This is a genomic window from Streptomyces sp. NPDC005141, assembly GCF_053599975.1.
Window position 1 is genome coordinate 81,372 of sequence record NZ_JBSFYW010000018.1, and the last position, 18,699, is coordinate 100,070.

Below are 18,699 nucleotides of genomic sequence, written 5' to 3' on the forward strand. Positions count from 1 at the left end.
TTTGCCATCGTCGGTCTGAGCTGGCCAGATGGAGAGTGAGGGCGGCTTGGACGAGGGTGGTGATCCGGCTGGTCGAGCACCGAAGCCTCCGAAGGAGTCGCCAGGACTTGAGAGTGGCGACGGCCTGCTCGACGAGTGCGCGGATCTCCGCGGGGACCGGTTCACGGCCTTCCACCCAGGAACCGAGCCAGGGCGATGCCGTGGTGATCAAATCGTTGCCGCGCCGCGTACAACCGCGAACAGCCCTCCCCTGTCCGACAGTTGGCCGCTGAGGTGATCCTTTGGCCGGTGCACCCACACGCCCGTTTCGGGCTGTGGGGGAGAGGACGGGCTCGTAGATGGGGAAGGTAAAGATGGGCAGGACGATGCGGAGCGCGGTGGTGGCCGCGGGAGCGGCCCTCGTGTTCACCGGGGTGGCGGCGGTGCCGGCCGGGGCGGCGGAGGGCGGGGTCTCCTTCACCCGGGTCACGGTGAACAGCGGGAAGCCGATCGTCATCGGGACCACCAAGGAGGTCGTCGTGCCCGCGTCTTTCCGGATGACGACCAGGCTCAAATACGACTACGGGCCGACCGTGTTCCCCTACCGGGGGCACCCCGACTCGGGGGACACGCTGCACAGCTCCGTCATCACCAGCGACTGCGAGGTCGTGGACAAGGCGAACGGAATCTGCGACTTCAAGGAATGGCTGTACATCGACCCGCGGTACTCCGACTTCGGGAACGAGTACGCCGGCACCTGGAAGACTGCCGCTCGGGTCTTTCTCGCCGGCGACGCCTACGACACCGACGACAAGAACCTCCCGTTGCAGGTCAAGCGGGCTACCCGCGTCACCGTCAACGCCTCGCCGGAGCCGGTCGCGGCAGGGAAGACGATCACCGTGACCGGGCGGGTCGAACGGGCGAACTGGAACACGCACACGTACCAGGGGTACGCGGGCCGCACGGTGAGCCTGCAGTTCAAGGCGGCTGGCGCCTCCTCGTACACGACGGTCAAGAAGGCGACGTCGAACAGCAGCGGGGCGCTCAGGACCACGGTGAAGGCCACCGGGCCGGGCACGTGGCGGTGGACGTACTACGGGAACTCCACCTCCGGGGCGAAGTCGTCGACCACGGACTACGTCGCCGTGCAGTAGGCGACGTGCGCGGACCGCCTCCCCTCGCAGAAGCGATATTGCGATGTGCGCCGCGCAGAACCCGAGCGCGCTACTTGGCCAGGCTGGCCAAGTAGCGCGCTCAGTCACAGCGAAGCAGTCATTCCTCACGCTGACCCCCGCCGGAGATGTCGGCGACTCCGAGACATGACCACACCCCCCACCTTGAAGGACGACAGCCCCGCGCCAACGAAGTCGAGGGTCGAACGGGGCGTCGGCGGGCGCGGTTGGCGCGGAGCTTGTCGTCCTCGCCGCATGACGGGGACCATGCGCGACCCACGGCCTGTCATGGGCGCCGCCTAGTCTGGGGGTATGCCCCGCCGTCTACGGGTGCCGCCCGAGCCGTACGATCTGGCCCGCACGCTGAGGGTGTTGCGTCCCGGTGCGGGCGATCCGACCTGCCGCAGAGAGACGGACGGCACGTGGTGACGTACGTGCCGCACACCTGACGGCCCCGCCACCTTGAAGGTCACCCCGTACGTCAGCCCGCTGACGGGACTGTGATCGCCGGGGACGCCTGAGGGCCCGGTGCCGCATGGACGCTGGAAGCACTCCCTGCCCTGCTCGGCGCCGACGACGGCCCTGCCGCGTTCGTCCCGCGGCACCGAGTCGTCGCCCCAGCGCACCGCAAACACGCCGGCCTGCGCCTCCCGCGCACCGGCCTGGTCATGGAATCGCTGATCTCCAGCGTGCTGGAGCAGCGGATCACCACCGGCAGCGCCCACTACGCCTGGCGCAGCCTCCCGGCCCGCTACGGAGAGGAGCCGCCGGGGCCCGCGCCGCAGGGTATGCGAGTCACCCCCGCCCCGCAGGTGTGGCGGATGATCCCGTCCTGGGAATGGCACCGCGCCGGCGTCGACCGCGCCCGGGCCACAGCGATCCTGCCTTCCTGCCATCGCGCCCCGCGCCTGGAGGAAGCCGCTGCCGTGGCCCTGCCCGACGCCATGGACCGCCTCCAACTCATCCCCCGGCATCGGGCCCCTGGACCGCGGCGGAAACCCTGCAGCGCACCTTCGGCGCGCCCGACGCCCTCACCCTCGGAGACCTCTACCTGCCGGTACAGATCGGCTACGCCCTCACCGGCCACGGCCACGGCACCGACGAGACCATGCTGCTGCTCCTCGCCCCCTGCCCAGGACAGCGCCACCGCGCGGCCCGCCTCATCCTGCTCGGCGGCCCACTGCCAGACCGAATGCGGATACGTCCACGCACCGGTTCCCCCGCTATCCGCGCTGCTGGTAGCGTCGCCACTCGCCTCCGCCGTCGCGAGAGATCCACAGGCCTTCGCCCTTCACCAGGTCGTATGCCGCCGTCGTCGCATCCGCGATGCCGTAGAGCGTGGTGCCGTCGACGGTGAGCGACGTGAATTCCGCCGGCGTCTTCAGCTCGTGGAAGTGGCTGTTGGTGTGGTCGTCGGCGAGCCAGTAGCGACCGCCCTCCTCGCCGACGAGCAGTCGTCCGTCCGCAAGCAGCTGCATGACGAGCCATTCGGGGCCACGCTTCAGGGTGCTGAAGGGGATTCCGCCGCCGAGGACTGTCTGCCAGTGGCCGCCGCCGTCCGTCGTCACCAACAGGCCCCGCGTGCCGTGGCCCTGGGTGAGGGACAACGCTGCGGTGCCACCCCGCGCGGCGAGGGTGCCTCCCCTGTACGGCTTCGGCACGACTGTACGGCCGAGCGTGCGACCGCCGCGCTGCCATACGACGCTGAAGGGTTCTTCAGCGACGGGCTGGTCCAGGCTCCAGACCGTGCCCCGCTCGTCGACGGCGAGTCGGATGGCGTTTTCCCAGACTCCGGCCGGTCGCGCCACGGTGCGCGTGGCGGGGCGGTAGACGAGGATCGGCTCCGGCGCGACGAGCAGGATGTCGCCGGGGCGGGTGCGCAACGCGGCTTTTGTGATGACGACCTTGTGCCGCTTGCCGTGTACATCGAGGGCGTACGCTTCCTTGGCTTCCACCCCGGGCGGCACTCGTATGAAGCCACCGCGTATTCCCTTGAACGCGGCCTGCCCCGCCTCCGCGTCCGTGTGTTCCGCGTGCTCGGTGACCGTTCGGCCGTCGGGGGAGACGATGCGCCAGGCGGAGGCGGCCGGTCCTTCGTCGTCCTCGACGTTGCCGGCGTAGTACGTCAGGAGCAGCGAGCCGTCGTCCGCGCGGATCACGCCACTGGGTGCGCCGGCCGCCTCAATGACGTCGGCCGGGTCCGGGTGAGGGTCCTCGATGACGCGCTTGTACTCCGCCTCGCGACTCCCGGAGCGCCCGTCGTCGGAACCGATCGGGCTGCAGGCGGTCAGTGCCAGCGCCGCACTTGCCGCGGCCACGAGCCTGACCGGTCGCCTCCTGCATTCCCTCATCCACGTCATGACCGCATCCTCACATGAGGGGGCGGCCGTGCCTCAACGCCGGGGCTACGACCGCCCACGCTGCCGACGACCTCGGTCCCAGGCTTACAGAACACACGGGTCAAAGGTCGTGGTTTTGTGAGGGTGGCCGGGTGGGTGGCAACCTCTGCGGAGCCGCTGTTCACGACCGCGGCGTCGAACAGCCGTACTGGCCGGGTATCGACCTGAGGTCGGGACGCTTCAGCCAGCCGGTGGGGGCTCTTCTGCCATGGCTCCCGGTGCCCGCGCAGGCGCATGCCGTGCAGCAGGCCTGCGGGCAGCCGGACATGGCCGCGGCTGCGGGCGCGGTGCGAAGGGCGCGCTGAAGGCCCAACAACCGAGTCGTAGGGGAGGCGAATTGGGGTAGCGCGGCACCGAGGTAGGTGAGCACTTCCTGTACCGCACCTGTTGATCGGGCTCCGTTCGGAGCTTGGCGGACAGGGAAGGCCGGGGCCGGGAGGAGAGCGGGCGGGGGAGTTGAGTAGCGTGCCCGGCACCACGGCCATCCGGATGTACCCGAACCTGGAGCGGAAGCGGATCCTGAGCCAGCCTGGCGCCCTCTGGCTACCACGCGTCGGCGCTGCACCCGCATCGCAGAGCCGCCACCGTGCGCCGGATTCGCGATGACTTTGGGTCCCGAGGACGACATCGAGGTCGTCGCCGAAGCCGCGGACGGGCTGCAGGCAGTGGAGTCCGTGGAGCGGTCCTGCCCTGCTGGTCGAGGCAGGCCGAGCGGCGGCAGCGCGAAACCGCGTGGAGATTGCTGCCTGGGCCTGGGAAACGGGCCTCGTCGACCGGCACTGACCACGGACGGCAGGCACGGCGGCCGCACCGCCCAGTAGTCCCATGCCCATCCCCGTGTCGAACCGGCGAACGAGTCAAAGTGCCGATGCGAGAGCTTTGTTGCGCCGTACTGAGGACCAGAAGGACCAGCCGATCAGGACGACGCCGACGAGACCGGTGATGATCTCGTTGATCTCGTACTGGATGGTGATGAGCAGGATGACCGACAGGGCGCCGATCGCGTAGTGCGCGCCGTGTTCCAAGTAGACGTAGTCGTCCAGAGTGCCCTGGCGGACCAGATACACGGTGAGCGAACGGACGTACATGGCGCCGATACCGAGGCCGAGGGTCATCAGCACGATCTCGTTGGTGATGGCGAAGGCGCCGATGACACCGTCGAACGAGAAGGACGCGTCGAGGACCTCGAGGTAGAGGAACAAGAAGAACGCCGCCTTGCCGGCAACAGCCTTGATGGAGACCGGACTCCCAGCCTCCACGGCCTCTTGCTCCTCCTCCTCCTCGAGCCTGTTCTCGAAGAACCCGGACAGACCGCCGACCACGAGATACGTGATCAAACCGGCGACACCGGCCAGGAGAACGGTCTCGGCCTTGTCCGCGTGCTGGCCGCCGTGTTGATGGGCGTGGGTGGCCACGGTGGCCGAGGCGGTCAGGAGCACGATCAACGCGATGCAGACCGACAACATGTCGACCCTGCCCAGCTTGGCGAGCGGGCGTTCGATCCAGTGCAGCCACTGGATGTCACGCTCCTCGAAGATGAAGTCGAGGAAGATCATGAGAAGGAACATGCCGCCGAAGGCGGCGATCGACGGATGGGCGTCCGTCACCAGTTCCTTGTATTTGTCAGGATCGTTGAACGAGAGGTTGACGGCCTCGATCGGCCCGATTTTGGCACTGATGGCCACGATCGCGACGGGGAAGATCAGCCGCATGCCGAAGACGGCGATGAGCACACCGACAGTGAGGAAGATTTTCTGCCAGAAGGCACTCATCTTCTTCAGAATTCCGGCGTTGATGACCGCGTTGTCAAAGGACAATGAGATCTCGAGGACCGCCAGAATCGCGACGATCCAGAATGCCGTCCACCCCCCGTAGAACACCGCCGCAATCAGACCGAGCACGGTAATTACGAACGACCAGCCGAAGGTTTTCAGAAGCACTGGCTACCTCATCATGTACGTAGCAGATTTTTTGCAGCTGAGCAGTGTCCCCGCGACTGAAGCACCTTCATGAAGTGAATTGCTACCGGACTCAGAGCGGATTCTCGCAGTTTAGGAGCTTTCCCTTGGTGCTTTTGGTTTTGGGGCGGCTCGATCATTGGTGGCGGCACGCGCGTGGTGTGAATTCGCTCTTGCCGGCGCGAACCTGTAATCGCACCAGGACGCCCCGCAGCCGGGTGTGCTTCATTTGACCATCCAGCCCCGCAACACTGCTGAGGACGATGCAACGTCGGCACCGGGGTGGCCGCGGCTTGTAAGGGTCTACCGCACCAAGAACCCGTTCCCCGCTGTCGACAGCGGGGAGCCGTGCCAGTTCCTCCAGACGTGTGACCGGGTGACGCCCGTCGGGCCACTTGCCTGTGAGGCTGTCTGCCACTCTGGGCGCGTCGGCTTCTGAGCGGCGACGACGAAGCGACGGTGAGAGACTGAGCGCGACGGACGAAGGTGTCTCCGCACCGAGAGCGAGCGCCCGGTGGGAGCGACCCTGCCCACGGGCGAGGAGCCGTTGCTGGCCGTCTGGAGGTGTGCGAACTGGCACGAGCCGTACGCAGCACGAACCAGGAATGCCGGCTCCGCTGGGAGCGAGGGTTTGACGGGCCCGCCATGGCCAGACAAAACCGGGTACCGACGAAAGGCCAGGTTGCAGCCGACGCCGGTCGGCGTGCGGTGATCCGGCAGCATCCATCGGGTGCCTGCACCGGTTCCAGGGAAGCCGACAGGCTGCGCATGTATGCGCAGGACTGGCGGCCATGCGGTGTGGCGAAATGGCAGGGGGAGTCGCCCGGTGCGGGAGAAGATATGCCACCACGCCGCATAACAGTGGCGGGGACGTCATGCTCGAGCTTATCCGTGCCGTAGGCCGATAGTAGCAATATCAAGTGTCTGGAGTGGCATGAGTGACAGTTCTCGGACTTACGATGTCGTCGTTCTCGGTGCGGGTCCTGTAGGAGAAAACCTGGCTGAACGAACGAGCGCTGCCGGTCTCACTTCAGTGATTGTGGAAAATGAGCTGCTCGGCGGAGAGTGTTCCTTTTGGGCGTGCGAACCCAGTAAAGCGCTGCTGCGACCGGTAGTCGCACGTGCCGACGCACGCCGCATACCGGGCCTCAGGCGCGCTGTCGAGGGGCCTTTGGATATTCCCGCGGTCTTTGACTACCGCGATAAAATGTCCGCCAATTGGCAGGACGAAAACCAGGTCGCCTGGCTGAAGTCGGTGTCCGTGGACTTGGTGCGGGGTCACGGGCGTCTGGACGGCCCACGGCAGGTCGTGGTCCAGACCCACGACGGCGACACGGTCCGCCTCACCGCACGGCACGCCATCGGGGTGTGCACGGGCACCGTCACCGCGTTCCCGGACCTGCCGGGACTTGATTCGGTCCGCCCCTGGACGAACCGTGAGGCGACCTCCGCGCGCAGTGTCCCCGATCGGCTGGCCGTGGTCGGCGGTGGCGTGGTCGCGGTCGAGATGGCAACGGCGTGGCAGGCGCTCGGCTCCCAGGTCACTTTGCTGGTACGGGGGAATGGGCTGCTCCACCGCATGGAACCCTTCGCCGGAGAGATGGTGGCGGCCTCTCTGGAGGAGGCCGGAGTCGACCTGCGCTTCGGGGTCACGGTCACCGAGGTGGCACGCCAGGACGGCCCTGACAGCCCTGTACAGATCACGCTGTCGACCGGCGACTCGCTGGCCGCAGACGAAATCCTGATCGCGACCGGCCGCTCCCCCCACACCGGGGACATCGGCTTGGAGACGGTCGGCCTCACACCGGGGGGCTGGCTGGAGGTGGATGACACCTACCGCGTGAGCGCCATCGAGGACGGCTGGCTCTACTCGGTCGGAGATGTCAACCACCGGGCACTGATGACCCATCAGGGAAAGTACCAGGCGCGGATCGCAGGAGCGATCATCGGGGCACGCGCTCAGGGCAGGCCGCTGGACACCGGAAAGTGGGGCGCGCATGCCTCCACGGCCGACCACAAGGCCGTTCCCCAGGTGGTCTTCACCGACCCGGATGTCGCGAGCGTGGGCCTGACGACTCCGGAAGCCGAGCGCATCGGGCGCCAGGTCGACGTGGTGGACTTCGACCTCGCCCACCTCGCGGGATCAGCTCAGTACGCCGAGGGCTACCGCGGGAAGGCACGCGTGTTGATCGACCCTGACCACGGCACGGTTCTGGGTGTCACCTTCGTCGGTCCGGGAGTTCAGGAACTGCTGTATTCGGCGACTGTCGCGGTGACCACCGAGGCGACCGTGGAACAGCTGTGGCACGCAGTCCCCGCGTTTCCGACGATCAGTGAAGTCTGGCTCCGCCTCCTCGAGGCATATCGCGACCGCGCCAAGTGAGACGACGGCGATGACCTGAAAACCGCGGCTGCGGTGGAGCTGAAAGGCCCCGGTTCCTGCGAACCGGGGCCCATCGACGTCACAGGCGGCGCTGCCGCACCCATTTGACGGCGACCTCGCACCGCTCTCCTGGACGCAGGGAGCCCCCAGTGGCATCGAGACGCTCGTGGCACCGCCAGGTCCAAAGCGGCACCGCCAGGTCCAAAGCGTCCAACTTGCGTCAGCGGCCCGGGGCCCGCTGGGTGATCTCCTGCAGCACCCAACCATTGCCGTCAGGGTCGCTGAAGGTGGCGAATGAACCGTACGAAGCGCGGTCCGGGTGCGGGCCGGTCTTGCGTTCCTGTCCCTCGACTCCATGCACGATCTCGCCGCCGTCATGGGTGTGGAAGAGCAGTCCGCCTGCATCGTGGAAGACTTCGCTCACGTCGATTCCACGGCCCAGGAGTTCATCACGTGCCGCCTCGATATCGGGGACGACCAGATACAGGCCCTGGCATGAGCCGGGCGCCGCTGTGGTGAGGCCCTTGCCGAGCAGGATCGCACATTCGGATCCGGGAGGTGTGAGATGTGCCGCCCTCCACTGTTCACTGACGTTGGCGTCTAGATCCAGGCGGAATCCGGCCTTCTCGTAGAACGCCTTCGAACGGTCGACGTCAGAGACGGGGACGACAATGAGTTCGAGCTTCAGGTCCATTCCTCCAGTCACTCTCCTGGGCCTGGTTCTCGCAACTGCAGGCGTCGTCGAGCTTGAAGGTTCTGCCTGCGAGGACGCATCCATACATCGAGTTGACCTGGTTTCAGGCAGGTGCGCGCAGAGCTTGTGGAAGGCCGCCGCTACGCATCATCGAGACATCATCGAGACCTGCTCTGAAGAATGCTCCTAGGGAAGAGGACCAGCACCGCGCGGTCTGTCTGCGGGGGAATAAGCCCCCTCGTCACTCCTTAGAGTGGTTACGTTCTGGTGCCGCGACCCGTGTCCCAGCGATAACGGGCGGGTGCGTGCCCCGACCCAGGGGACCGTCCCTAATTGTCGGCGTATTCGTTGCGGGATTCGCGGTAATCGTCACCGGCGTGATCCTTTTGCCGCTTCCTGGTCCCGGCTGGGTGGTGATCTTCGGCGGCATGGCGATCTGGGCGAGTGAAGTTGCGTGGGCTCAGATCGTCATGCGCTGGACGAATCGGAAGGTGACCGAGGAGGCGCGGCGGGCTCTGCGGCCGGGGGTGAGGCGGCGGAATGCTTTTTGCGTCGGCGGCGCTCGCTACGCAGGTCGGACAGCGGCCGAGCGAACGCGCCCCTCTCGCCCACAACGGCCGGTGGATCGGCGCCGCCCGAACAGCGGAGGAACCACATATGAGCATTAGCTCCTATCATGGGTGGAGATCCTAGGGAGGAGATCATGACCTCTACGGCGAACCGTGCTGACTGCAACAGCTTGGCTTTGCGCAAGGCTGCCCGGTATCTCGGGGCGACCTACGACAGAGCCCTGGCCCCCGTCGGTCTGGGGGCGAGGCAGTTCAGCATTCGTGATGCAGGCACAGGCAGTCCTCGACGAACCGTGCAACAACCTCGCTCTGCGCAAAGCTGCCCGATACCTCGGTGCGGCTTGTGACAAGGCATTGGCTCCCCTCGGCCTTCGGGTAACGCAGTTCACCGTCCTGCAGGAACTCGCTTCCCGATCCATGACGATCACCGGGCTCGCGGACGGGATCGTCACGGACCGGACGACGCTCGCCTCCACCCTCAAGCCGCTCGCACGGGAAGGTCTGGTGACCGTCGAGCCGTCGCCCGACGACCGCCGGGTGCGCATGGTCACGATCACGCAGGAGGGACGTTCACGGGCAGAAGCGGCCCGACCCTTGCTGCAGGCGATTGAGGAGAAGTTCGATGAGAACTACGGGGCAAGCGACGCGGCGCGGCTGCGCGTCTCGCTCGGACGCATCATCGAGGCCATCTTCGCCCCGCAGCCGAAATAGCGCTTCGGAGCGATCCCGAAGCGGCAAATGACGCGCTGCTCGGCGCAGTTGCAGTCGTGACCCAGTTGCAGGTGCCGGAGCGTCCTTCCGAGCCTTCTTCGGCCCGAGTTTTCGCCTCTGCCATGAGGGCCGCGCCGGTCCGGTCGGCACGGGCCTGTCCTGCCGGCCACCCGCAGCGCACACCCGTTTCGACTGCCCGTCAACTCAAACGCACCGCGCACCGGGACCTGAACCTGGCGAAACGCCGCGGACTTCCGCTTCGGCCAACGCCTCTGGCTGCCACTGCTGAAGAGGCGGCAAGGTCAACCGACGTCAAAAAAGACGTCCTCTTCCCGCACCAGTGTCAGCAGGTTGACAAGTTCCACGTAGAGCCACACGAGGGTCAGGGTGAGTCCGAAGGCCGCGAGCCAGGCATCGCTTCGCGGGGCGCCGTCTTCGATGCCGTCCTCGACCTGCCGAAAATGCAGTGCCAGGAATGCTGCCGCCAGGACGACACCGATGACACCGAAAACGATGCCAAGGCCGCCACTGCGAAAGCCGAGTCCCTCACCGTCGCTGAACGCGGAGAACACGAGATTCGCCGCCGTGAGCAGTAGGAATGATCAGGGCCGGGGTCGGCCGACTGTTGAAGGTTTGGGTCATGGAGAGGACGAAGGCCGTCAGGGCGGCGCCACCCGCGATGCCGTAGGACCTGCTCAGCTGCGTCTGATCCACCGGCAGCAGGACCCACGACGGCACTGCTGTGAGGATGACCATTCCGAGGGTCATGGCGGTGTGGACGATCACGTCGTCCATCGTCATGGTCCCGGCGGTGTTCGGTGCGGGAGGGCTGAGCCCGGAGTCGTAGGCCGTTTCCGTGTCCTTGCGGAGGTCGATCGTGACCAGCGACGGTGAGGTGCCCGTGTTCATCGAGCCTCCCGCGCTGGCGGACCGCCGGCTGCCCGGGCGACCGTCCTGAGCCTTCCACTGGCGGAGGAGTGGATTGCTGCTCTTCAGCGATCGCTTGTCTGTGCCAGACATCGGACGGCCTTCCTTCTTGTCCATCCACGGCCGCACCATGCGTCGCTCCTGCACGGTCACACGCCTATCGTCACCTGTCAAGGAGGTGACAATGGATTGTGGCGGGCGGCCGGGTTGCGGTCATGTCATCCGGTCCGCGGGCCTCGGCGGACCTGGGGACGGGTCCTTGCGCCCCGGTGCGTCACTGTTTAAAGTGGTGACATGCACGCATTCCCTGGAGGTGCCCCAGCGCTCGACTTCGCAGGAACGCTGCGCTACAGGCACCGCTCCAAGCCCCGTGAGGACATGGCCTCACCTGAGAGCCTCAGCGCGTGGTTTCATGAAAGCGGGATCACGGAGCGCGAGATCCCTGTCAAGGTCAGAGACCTTCGCGAGGCCTTGGAGCTCAGAGAGGCCGTCTATGGGCTGATCCTGGCGAGGATGTCCGGCCAGGCCTACGACCAGGACGCGCTGGCGCTCGTCAATGACTACGCGCGCAAGCCCACCCCCGTCCCGCAGCTCACCTCGGGCGGACAGCATGTCGAAGCGTCGGTCGAGCAGGCGTTCGCCGCTGTTGCTCGGGACGCCGTCTCGGTCCTCGGTGGGCCGGAGGTGGCACTGCTCAAGGAGTGCGGCGATCCCGAGTGCTCGCAGGTCTACATCGACCGGTCCCGGGGCAGGCGGCGGGAGTGGTGTGCCATGGACCCGTGTGGCAACAAATTCAAGGCCGCCGCGTATCGTGCCCGCAAGCGGATGAGCGGACGGAACGAGGCTTCAACGTCCGCGCGATAGTCGGCCAGATGGCTTACGCCTGACCTGATCCGGTCGCCCGATCGCTGGAATTTGCTCCAAGCCTCTCAAACAGGAGGCCAGCCGTCCGCTCGGGAGAGCCCCTGCCTTTTGATGTGGCTGGTGGGCGCCTGTCCCCATCTGGAGTCCGACTTGCGCGCGGCGTGCACCCTCCTGCAGGCAGGCAGGCAGGCAGGCAGGCAGGCAGGCAGGCAGGCAGGCAGGCAGACGGGCAGACGGGCGAGGCAATCGGGCAATCGGTTTTCCGGCGCTGGGGGGGGGCGTGACGGGCACCCTGGTCCGCCACGCTGCGTCCGGAGTTCAGGAAGTTGGTGAGGACTGCCACCATCCTGTCGGGCGACTGCTGGACGAGCCAGTGCCCGGTGTTGGGATGACAGCTGACTGCACGATCACCGCTGCCCCCTTCATCGAGTCGACGACGGCCTTCCCCCAGCTGTCCTGGCCGCCGATTCCCAGAACGGGCATCCGCAGCTTCGTCTTCGCCCGCTTCTCGTTCTGCGCGAGAGTGGCGTCCCATACGCGGTAGAGGCCGAAACTGCCGCAGTGGCGTCCCATACGCGGTAGAGGCCGAAACTGCCGCTCAGACTCTCGGGGTTGGAGAGGAGGCGGACGTAGATGTCGATGGCGGCCTTGGATACTCCGCCGCCCTGGATCTTGAACTCGTAGCCGTTGAAGGCATCTTCCCGGTCTGAGACGAGTTCTTCGACCAACTTGGCGTCGGCGCGGTTGAACGGGATGTGCCACAGCCTGTTGTTGAGCGGCTCGGGCACGAACAGAGGTGGTGACGGGACGACTCCGGGCGGCCCGGGTACCTCGGCCAGGGCGACGCGCTCCACCCGGTCCTGATGGTCGGCGGCCAGCGCGTAGCTGATGATCATGCCGGTGTCGTGGCCGACGAGAGAGAACCGCTCGCGGCCGAGCTTGTCCATCAGCGCGGCCAAGTCCTTGGCCGGAGTGCCGGTGTCGTATCCGCTCGGAGGCTTCTCGGTCAGGCCGATGCCGCGCTGGTCGACCGCGATGACCGTGTGGTTACGCGCCAGGGCCGGCATCATCAGGCGCCACGCGTACCAGTTCTCCGGCCAGCCGTGTACCAGCAGGAGAGGCGGACCTTCGCCTCCGATCACCGCGTGCTGGCGCAGGCCATTGGCCTCGATGTAGTGGTCGGTGAATGTCTTTTTGAACTCCGGCGAGAGGCCCGGGGATGTGGATACCGAGCCGAACTTCTCCGACTGTGATGCCGACGAGGCGGTCTTGGCGGTCGGTACCGCAGGACCTCCCCCAAGGCGGAGAGCCGGCATTCGTGGAGGGCGTTCCCGTGGAGGTCAACGCCAATCCGCCGATCAGCGCGGCGACGGTTCCCGGCAGCTTCGAACTTCCCGTCGCGGCCAAGGTCCTGGCAGGGCGTGGCTACGGCGCCATCGTTGCGCTCGGCGTCGTCATCCGCGGCGGCACCCCCCACTTCGAGTACGTCTCCCAAGGCGTCACCCAGGGGCTGGTGCAGGTATCGGCCGGCGCCGGGATCCCCGTCGGCTTCGGTGTACTGACCTGTGACAACGAGGACCAGGCGTTCGATCGCGCCGGGCTCGAAGGATCCCGCGAGGACAAGGGCCACGAGGCCGTCACTGCCGCGGTTGCCACCGCTCTGGCATTGCAGTGGCCCAACGGTCCCCAGAGCTGAGCGAAGCAAACCTTGCCTCCAGTGCCACTGAGCGGGCATGGCGCGAGGGCAGGGAGGTGCGCGTGTATCCCGCCTGTAGGAAAATGCGAAAGAGACGTACTGCCGCACCTCAACGCTCTGGTCCGCTCCCGAGGGCTGCTGCGACTGCCGTTTCGGAGGTGCCTCGGATGAACGACCGTCCCATAGGGGACTACGCCTTGCTCTCCGACTGTCACACCGCGGCACTCGTCAGCAGCCGGGGATCCATCGACTGGCTATGCCTGCCACATTTCGACTCCCGTTCCCTGTTCGCGCGGCTTCTGGGCCCAGAGGCCGGCCACTGGCACATCCGGCCGGCCGGCCCTCACACGGCAAGCAGACGATACGTGGACCGCACCATGGTTCTTGAGACGACCTTCCGCACTCCCACCGGAGTCGTCACCGTCACGGATGCCCTCGCCACAGGGCGCAGCGAATGGGGTCACAACCTCGGCCGACACGCGCCCCACCTCCTCCTCAGAGCGGTGAGGTGCACCGAGGGTCACGTCACACTCGACATGGAGTTCGCCCCGCGACCGGAATACGGCCTGATCAGGCCCCACATGGCGCCGGTCGACGAAGGACGGGGGCTGCACTGCCACGGTGGCCCGGACACGATCGGACTGAGCACTCCGTACCGCCTGGACATCACGGACATGGCCAGATGCGCCCCGACACTGCGGACCGGCCAGTGGGCGGCCTTCGCCCTCCACCAGGTACCGGCAGGCGGCAGCCCCACGGCCTGGTCCCAACAGGACATCCTCACCCACCTGCAGGACACTCTGGCCGGCTGGCGCGCATGGTCGCAGCGCCACCAGACATACGAAGGGCCGTGGGCGGATCTGGTGCACCACAGCGGGCGTGTACTGCAGTCACTCACCTTCCAGCCGACCGGCGCCATCGTTGCGGCGCCGACTACCTCGCTGCCCGAGGAAGTCGGAGGGGTCCGCAACTGGGACTACCGCTTCGCTTGGGTACGAGATGCCTCCTTCACCCTGGAGGCACTATGGGTGGCTGCCTGCCCCGACGAGGCTGAACACTTCTTCCGCTGGATGGCGCACGCCGCGGACGGGGACCCCGACCACCACAAAGACCTGCAGATCATGTTCGGTGTCCGCGGAGAGCGCGACCTGAGCGAGCGCGAGCTGCCTCATCTGCCCGGCTGGCGTGAGAGCCGGCCGGTCCGAACCGGCAACGACGCCTGGAGACAGCGCCAACTCGACGTCTACGGCGAGCTGCTCGCCGCCTTCCACAAGCTGCGCCACTACCTGGGAGGCCTCGACGAACACACCAGGACCTTCCTGACCGGACTCGCAGACAGCGCCGCCGCCCGATGGCACGAGAAGGACCAGGGGATCTGGGAGGTACGCGGTGCGCCGCAGCACTTTCTGTACTCCAAGCTCATGTGCTGGGTCGCCCTGGACCGCGCCCTGGAGCTGTCCGAAGAGCTGGGTGCACAGGACCGGAAGCCGGTGTGGCGTCAGGCCAGGAGCGAGATCCGTGCCGTCATCGAGCGTGACGGGTGGAGCGAGTCGGCCGGCGCATACACGCAGGTGCTCGGCTCCGAGACGCTCGACGCGTCGGCCCTCATGCTGGCGATCGTCGGGTTCGAGCCGGCCGATACTCCGCGCATGATGGCCACCATCGACGCCGTGAGGACCCGCCTCACCGATGCCGACGGGATGGTCTACCGCTACCTCGCGGCAGACGACGGCCTCCCCGGTGATGAGGGGACCTTCCTGCTGTGCACGTTCTGGCTGGCCCAGGCGCTCGCGCTGGCGGGCGATGTCGCGGAGGCGCGTACCGTCTTCGAGCGGGCGGCAGGCTTCATGAACGACGTGGGGCTCCTTGCCGAGGAGGTCGCACCGGGCGGCGAACTGCTCGGCAACTTCCCGCAGGCCTTCAGCCATATTGGGCTTGTCAACGCGGCCTGGGCCATCCGCCAGGCGGAGTCTCGAGCCCGGCTGGAGGACTCGTCCGCCTGAGGCGTCGTCCCTGGTCCTGCTCATCCGTCGGACGCGCACCAACCTCGTCGCTCCACACCTGAACGCCGGCCGGGCCTCGTCCACCTCGCCGATGCAGGGGTGGGCGGCATGCGGACCCTGAACCAAGATCCGCAGGATGTCCCTATCGCAGGATGACTCCGAAGACCACGGTGAAGAAGGACTCGAACGGCTTGGCCGAACGGTCCGTTCTGGTGGCGATGAGGGTCCCTTCCCACGCGTTCAGCACGAAGGACGCCAGAGTGGCGGCCTCTTGCGCCCTGGAGACTGCGCGCCGCTCGCCGCCGGGTGATGTCACCTGAAGCCCGGCCCGCCGGCAAGTTCAACGCAGGCCAGAAGCTCTACGCGGGCCGGATTGCCGGCGCCGTGCTGGTCATGATGGCCACCGGACTGCTCATGTGGTTCGCGGGGCTCTTGCCCTTCGTCTCCCGCACAAGTGCGATCTTCGTCCACGACTCCGTCGCCTGGGCGATTGCGTTCGTTGTCCTTGTACACATGGGGAAGGGAGTCGTCCGGCCGGCGGGCGTCAGCTCGCCCGTCTCGGGCCCGACGGCGAACTAGGCGACGCTGTCGGCTGTGCTGTTGTTGACGTAGAGTCATCGTCCACTGGGGTCGATGACGAAGTTGGTCGGACCGCTCACGCCCTGGCTGGTGTGGCCGATGGCGGAGAGCATCCCGGTCGGGCGGTCGATCCGGTAGCCGGTGATCGTCCTCCGACATCCCAGGTCTACGTGCTCTCGACTCTCACCGCATTGAGAATTTGCGCAGCCTGGCCGGTCTCTACCTGCTCCCCGGCCCGTCCTCTCCCGGTCCGCCGGGCGCGCGGCTGCCCGGTGCGTGCGGATCACCGCGTACGTTTCGCCGTCCCTCGGCGGCCGCGTCCATGAACGGGTGGTGAATGTGTGCAGCCGCCCGTTCGCGATGGCATGACGGCAGCGGCCGGTCAGGGTGTCTGCGGCAGAGCCCGCCCCGTCGCCTCGGCTTCCTTCGGCGCGGCGGGTCCCGTCCGCTCGGGGCCCTGGCCCCGCCCTCGGCTGAGCTGCGCCCCGACCGCCGAGGTCACCAGGCTCAGCGCCGCGGCCGTGTACCAGACGACCCGGAAGTCGTGGTGTGAGGTGGCGTCGACATGGGAGCCGACGACCGCGACCAGGACGGCGACGCCGATCGTGGCCGAGATCTGGCGTACTGAGTTGACCAGCGCCGACCCGGTCGCCGCACGGTGTCCCGGTACCGCGTGCACGCCGGCGGCCACCAGTGTGCCCAGGGCCAGGCCCACTCCCGCACCGGTCAGCAGCTGGCTGGGCAGCAGCTCACTCACGTAGTCCGGTGTGACCGACGCGAAGATCGCGAACCAGACCATGCCACCGGCGAACAGCACGCCGCCCGCCGCGATCAGCGGTCCCTGCCCGAAGCGCTGCGCGGCGCGGGTAGTCAGCACGGTGACGACGGGCACGAGCGCGGGGCCGGGAGCCAGGGCGAGACCGGTGCGCAGCGCGCTCCAGTGCCAGACCTCCTGACACCACAGCACGTTCGACAGCAGCATGATCGAGAAGGCCACGCCGAACAGGAGGCTGCCCGCGTTCGCCGCACCGAAGCGCGGCAGCCGCAGCAGGTCCAGCTCGAACAGCGGACGGGGGTGCCGCTGGGACCGGAGCACGAACGAGGCGCCGCCGATCACGGCGACGGCCAGCAGCAGTAGGGTCTCGCCGCTTGTCCAGCCCTGGTCGCGTGCCTGCACCAGCGCCCCGGACAGCGACGCGATCGAGACGATGACCAGCAGGGCGCCGAGGAGGTCGGGCAGCGGCCCGGTCTCCTGCGCGGCCGGCTTCGGCAGCGCGGATCGGCCGACGACGAGCGCCGCGATGCCGATGGGCAGGTTGACGGCGAAGACCCACCGCCAGTCCACCTCGGTCAGCAGGCCACCGGCGACGGGCCCGGCGGCCGCGGCGAGTCCGCCGACCCCGGCCCAGCCGCGGGTGGCTTGGGTGCGGCGCTCGGCCGGCACCGCCGCCAGCAACAGGGCCAGGGAGGTCGGGATCTGGGCCGACGCCCCTACGGCCTGCACCACCCGGGCCACGATGAGGGTTCCCAGGTTCGGGGCCAGGGCACAGCCCAGCGACGCGAGCGTGAAGACGGCGATCCCGGCGAGGAAGACCGGCCGCTGCCCTATGCGGTCACCGGCACGCCCGGCCACCACCAGCAGCGCGGCGAAGGTGATCGCGTAGGCGTTGAGGACCCAGGACAGCGATCCGAGGCCCGCTGCGCCGCCGCCTCCGGAGAAGTCCTCTCCCACGGCGGTCAGCGCGACGTTGACGATCAGCAGATCCAGGTTGGTCATGAAGACGGCCACCAGGACGACTGCGGCGGCCGCCCGAGGGTGCTTTGAAAATCGAAGCAGCATGGATGCAACCCAAGCACAGGGTGATTTGGAAATCAAACCCTGCCGGGTGATACTGGGACAATGACCACACGCATCGACCCCCGGGACATGGCGGGGCGCCCGTGCTCCCTCGCCGCGGCCCTCCAGATCATCGGAGACCGCTGGGCCCTGCCGGCGATCCGCGAGGTCATGCTCGGCAACCACCGCTTCCGACAGATCGCCAGGAACACCGGCGCTCCCACGGACCGGCTCGCCGCGCGCCTGAAAGCGCTGGTGGAGAGCGGCGTCCTCGAACGGCGCCCGCTGCCGGACGACGCCCGCTACAGCGGCTACTACCTGACGGAGGCCGGGCGCGATCTGGGGGCCATCACCCGCGAGCTGATCGGCTGGGGCGACCGCTGGGTCGTCACCGCACCGCCCGGCCGGATCCGGCACCGGGATCACGAACTCGTCACCCACACAGTGTGCGAGACCTGCGGCGAGCGGGTCCACGGGGAAGATGTCCACCGTGACGACCTCGTACCCGGCTGGGACCAGTCGGGCCCGGTGACGACCCCGTAGACCGAACGGTCCCCACCTCAGCGAAACGAAGGTCCGGCATGATCAACGCCGCCCACGCCATCCTCTACAGCCAGGACGCGGAGGCCGACCGCGCCTTCATCCGCGACGTCCTCGCCTTCCCCGGTGTCGACGCGGGCGGCGGGTGGCTGATCTTCAAGCTGCCCCCGGCAGAGTTCGCCGTACACCCCACCGAGGGCGCCCCCAGCACGAGTTCTGTCTGATGTGCGACGACCTCGACGCCCAGCTCGGGGAACTGCGTGCGCGGGGCGCCGAGATCACCCGCCCGGTCAGCGAACAGCGCTGGTGCAGGCTGACAGCGGTGCGTCTGCCCAGTGGCGCCGAACTGCCGCTGTACTAACCTCGCCAGACCGTGGCCCACAGTCTG

14 protein-coding genes and 4 pseudogenes are annotated in these 18,699 nt (G+C 67.5%); 11 read left to right on the plus strand and 7 right to left on the minus strand.

Translation table 11 applies throughout. The features are described from left to right. Window positions 1–13: 13 nt before the first annotated feature. A pseudogene (locus ACWD68_RS16780) lies at window positions 14–177 on the minus strand (IS5/IS1182 family transposase); the annotation flags it as partial. A 161-nt stretch (window positions 178–338) separates the two neighbouring features. Here ACWD68_RS16780 and ACWD68_RS16785 point away from each other — a divergent pair. Further along, window positions 339–1,133 carry a hypothetical protein gene (locus ACWD68_RS16785; RefSeq protein WP_451807174.1) on the plus strand — a complete coding sequence of 265 codons (795 nt, stop codon included), beginning with the start codon at window positions 339–341 and terminating at the stop codon, window positions 1,131–1,133. Between the two features lie 1,241 nt (window positions 1,134–2,374). On the opposite strand, the gene ACWD68_RS16790 is transcribed toward ACWD68_RS16785, so the two are convergent. Continuing rightward, entirely contained in the window at window positions 2,375–3,469 is a 1,095-nt protein-coding gene (locus ACWD68_RS16790; protein WP_451807175.1) for a hypothetical protein, read from the minus strand. A 938-nt stretch (window positions 3,470–4,407) separates the two neighbouring features. Continuing rightward, complete coding sequence (locus ACWD68_RS16795; RefSeq protein WP_451807176.1) at window positions 4,408–5,490, minus strand: DUF475 domain-containing protein; 1,083 nt, start codon at window positions 5,488–5,490, stop codon at window positions 4,408–4,410. 952 nt (window positions 5,491–6,442) lie between these two features. Between ACWD68_RS16795 and ACWD68_RS16800 the strand changes: the two genes are divergently transcribed. Then, a complete protein-coding gene (locus ACWD68_RS16800) occupies window positions 6,443–7,891 on the plus strand; it encodes a dihydrolipoyl dehydrogenase family protein (RefSeq protein ID WP_451807177.1) in 1,449 nt (482 codons plus the stop codon). Window positions 7,892–8,111: 220 nt separating this feature from the next. Here ACWD68_RS16800 and ACWD68_RS16805 read toward each other — a convergent pair whose 3' ends face one another. Further along, complete coding sequence (locus ACWD68_RS16805) at window positions 8,112–8,585, minus strand: VOC family protein (RefSeq protein ID WP_451807178.1); 474 nt, start codon at window positions 8,583–8,585, stop codon at window positions 8,112–8,114. Between the two features lie 218 nt (window positions 8,586–8,803). Between ACWD68_RS16805 and ACWD68_RS16810 the strand changes: the two are divergent. Together ACWD68_RS16810 and ACWD68_RS16815 are read left to right on the plus strand one after the other, a co-directional pair. Continuing rightward, window positions 8,804–9,127: pseudogene (locus ACWD68_RS16810) on the plus strand (TIGR02611 family protein); the annotation flags it as partial. A 291-nt stretch (window positions 9,128–9,418) separates the two neighbouring features. Next, window positions 9,419–9,865 (plus strand): MarR family winged helix-turn-helix transcriptional regulator, encoded by a 447-nt coding sequence (locus ACWD68_RS16815; protein ID WP_451807227.1) that lies wholly within the window; start codon window positions 9,419–9,421, stop codon window positions 9,863–9,865. 302 nt (window positions 9,866–10,167) lie between these two features. On the opposite strand, the pseudogene ACWD68_RS16820 reads toward ACWD68_RS16815, so the two are convergent. Then, window positions 10,168–10,861, minus strand: a pseudogene (locus ACWD68_RS16820) (Bax inhibitor-1/YccA family membrane protein). A gap of 225 nt (window positions 10,862–11,086) precedes the next feature. On the opposite strand from ACWD68_RS16820, the gene ACWD68_RS16825 reads away from it, so the two are divergent. Further along, window positions 11,087–11,656 carry a CGNR zinc finger domain-containing protein gene (locus tag ACWD68_RS16825; RefSeq protein WP_451807179.1) on the plus strand — a complete coding sequence of 190 codons (570 nt, stop codon included), beginning with the start codon at window positions 11,087–11,089 and terminating at the stop codon, window positions 11,654–11,656. 422 nt (window positions 11,657–12,078) lie between these two features. Here the strand turns inward: ACWD68_RS16825 and ACWD68_RS16830 are convergent, their stop codons facing one another. Next, a complete protein-coding gene (locus tag ACWD68_RS16830; protein ID WP_451807180.1) occupies window positions 12,079–12,972 on the minus strand; it encodes an alpha/beta fold hydrolase in 894 nt (297 codons plus the stop codon). On the opposite strand from ACWD68_RS16830, the gene ribH reads away from it, so the two are divergent. From ribH to ACWD68_RS16845, 3 genes and pseudogenes are all read left to right on the plus strand, one after another. Further along, on the plus strand, window positions 12,909–13,352 hold the full coding sequence (gene ribH / locus ACWD68_RS16835) for a 6,7-dimethyl-8-ribityllumazine synthase (RefSeq protein WP_451807181.1): 444 nt from the start codon (window positions 12,909–12,911) through the stop codon (window positions 13,350–13,352). The genes ACWD68_RS16830 and ribH overlap by 64 nt on opposite strands. Window positions 13,353–13,519: 167 nt before the next feature. Next, entirely contained in the window at window positions 13,520–15,355 is a 1,836-nt protein-coding gene (locus ACWD68_RS16840) for a glycoside hydrolase family 15 protein (RefSeq protein WP_451807182.1), read from the plus strand. A gap of 276 nt (window positions 15,356–15,631) precedes the next feature. After that, window positions 15,632–15,934: pseudogene (locus tag ACWD68_RS16845) on the plus strand (cytochrome b/b6 domain-containing protein); the annotation flags it as partial. 382 nt (window positions 15,935–16,316) lie between these two features. On the opposite strand, the gene ACWD68_RS16850 reads toward ACWD68_RS16845, so the two are convergent. Further along, window positions 16,317–17,774 (minus strand): MFS transporter, encoded by a 1,458-nt coding sequence (locus ACWD68_RS16850; RefSeq protein WP_451807183.1) that lies wholly within the window; start codon window positions 17,772–17,774, stop codon window positions 16,317–16,319. A 60-nt stretch (window positions 17,775–17,834) separates the two neighbouring features. On the opposite strand from ACWD68_RS16850, the gene ACWD68_RS16855 reads away from it, so the two are divergent. The 3 genes from ACWD68_RS16855 to ACWD68_RS16865 are packed head-to-tail and all read left to right on the plus strand — an operon-like array spanning window position 17,835 to window position 18,672. Then, a complete protein-coding gene (locus tag ACWD68_RS16855; protein WP_054236497.1) occupies window positions 17,835–18,314 on the plus strand; it encodes a winged helix-turn-helix transcriptional regulator in 480 nt (159 codons plus the stop codon). A gap of 38 nt (window positions 18,315–18,352) precedes the next feature. Continuing rightward, window positions 18,353–18,535 carry a hypothetical protein gene (locus tag ACWD68_RS16860; RefSeq protein WP_451807184.1) on the plus strand — a complete coding sequence of 61 codons (183 nt, stop codon included), beginning with the start codon at window positions 18,353–18,355 and terminating at the stop codon, window positions 18,533–18,535. Further along, window positions 18,535–18,672 (plus strand): VOC family protein, encoded by a 138-nt coding sequence (locus ACWD68_RS16865; protein WP_451807185.1) that lies wholly within the window; start codon window positions 18,535–18,537, stop codon window positions 18,670–18,672. Before ACWD68_RS16860 ends, ACWD68_RS16865 begins: the two co-directional genes overlap by 1 nt. Window positions 18,673–18,699: the final 27 nt, after the last annotated feature.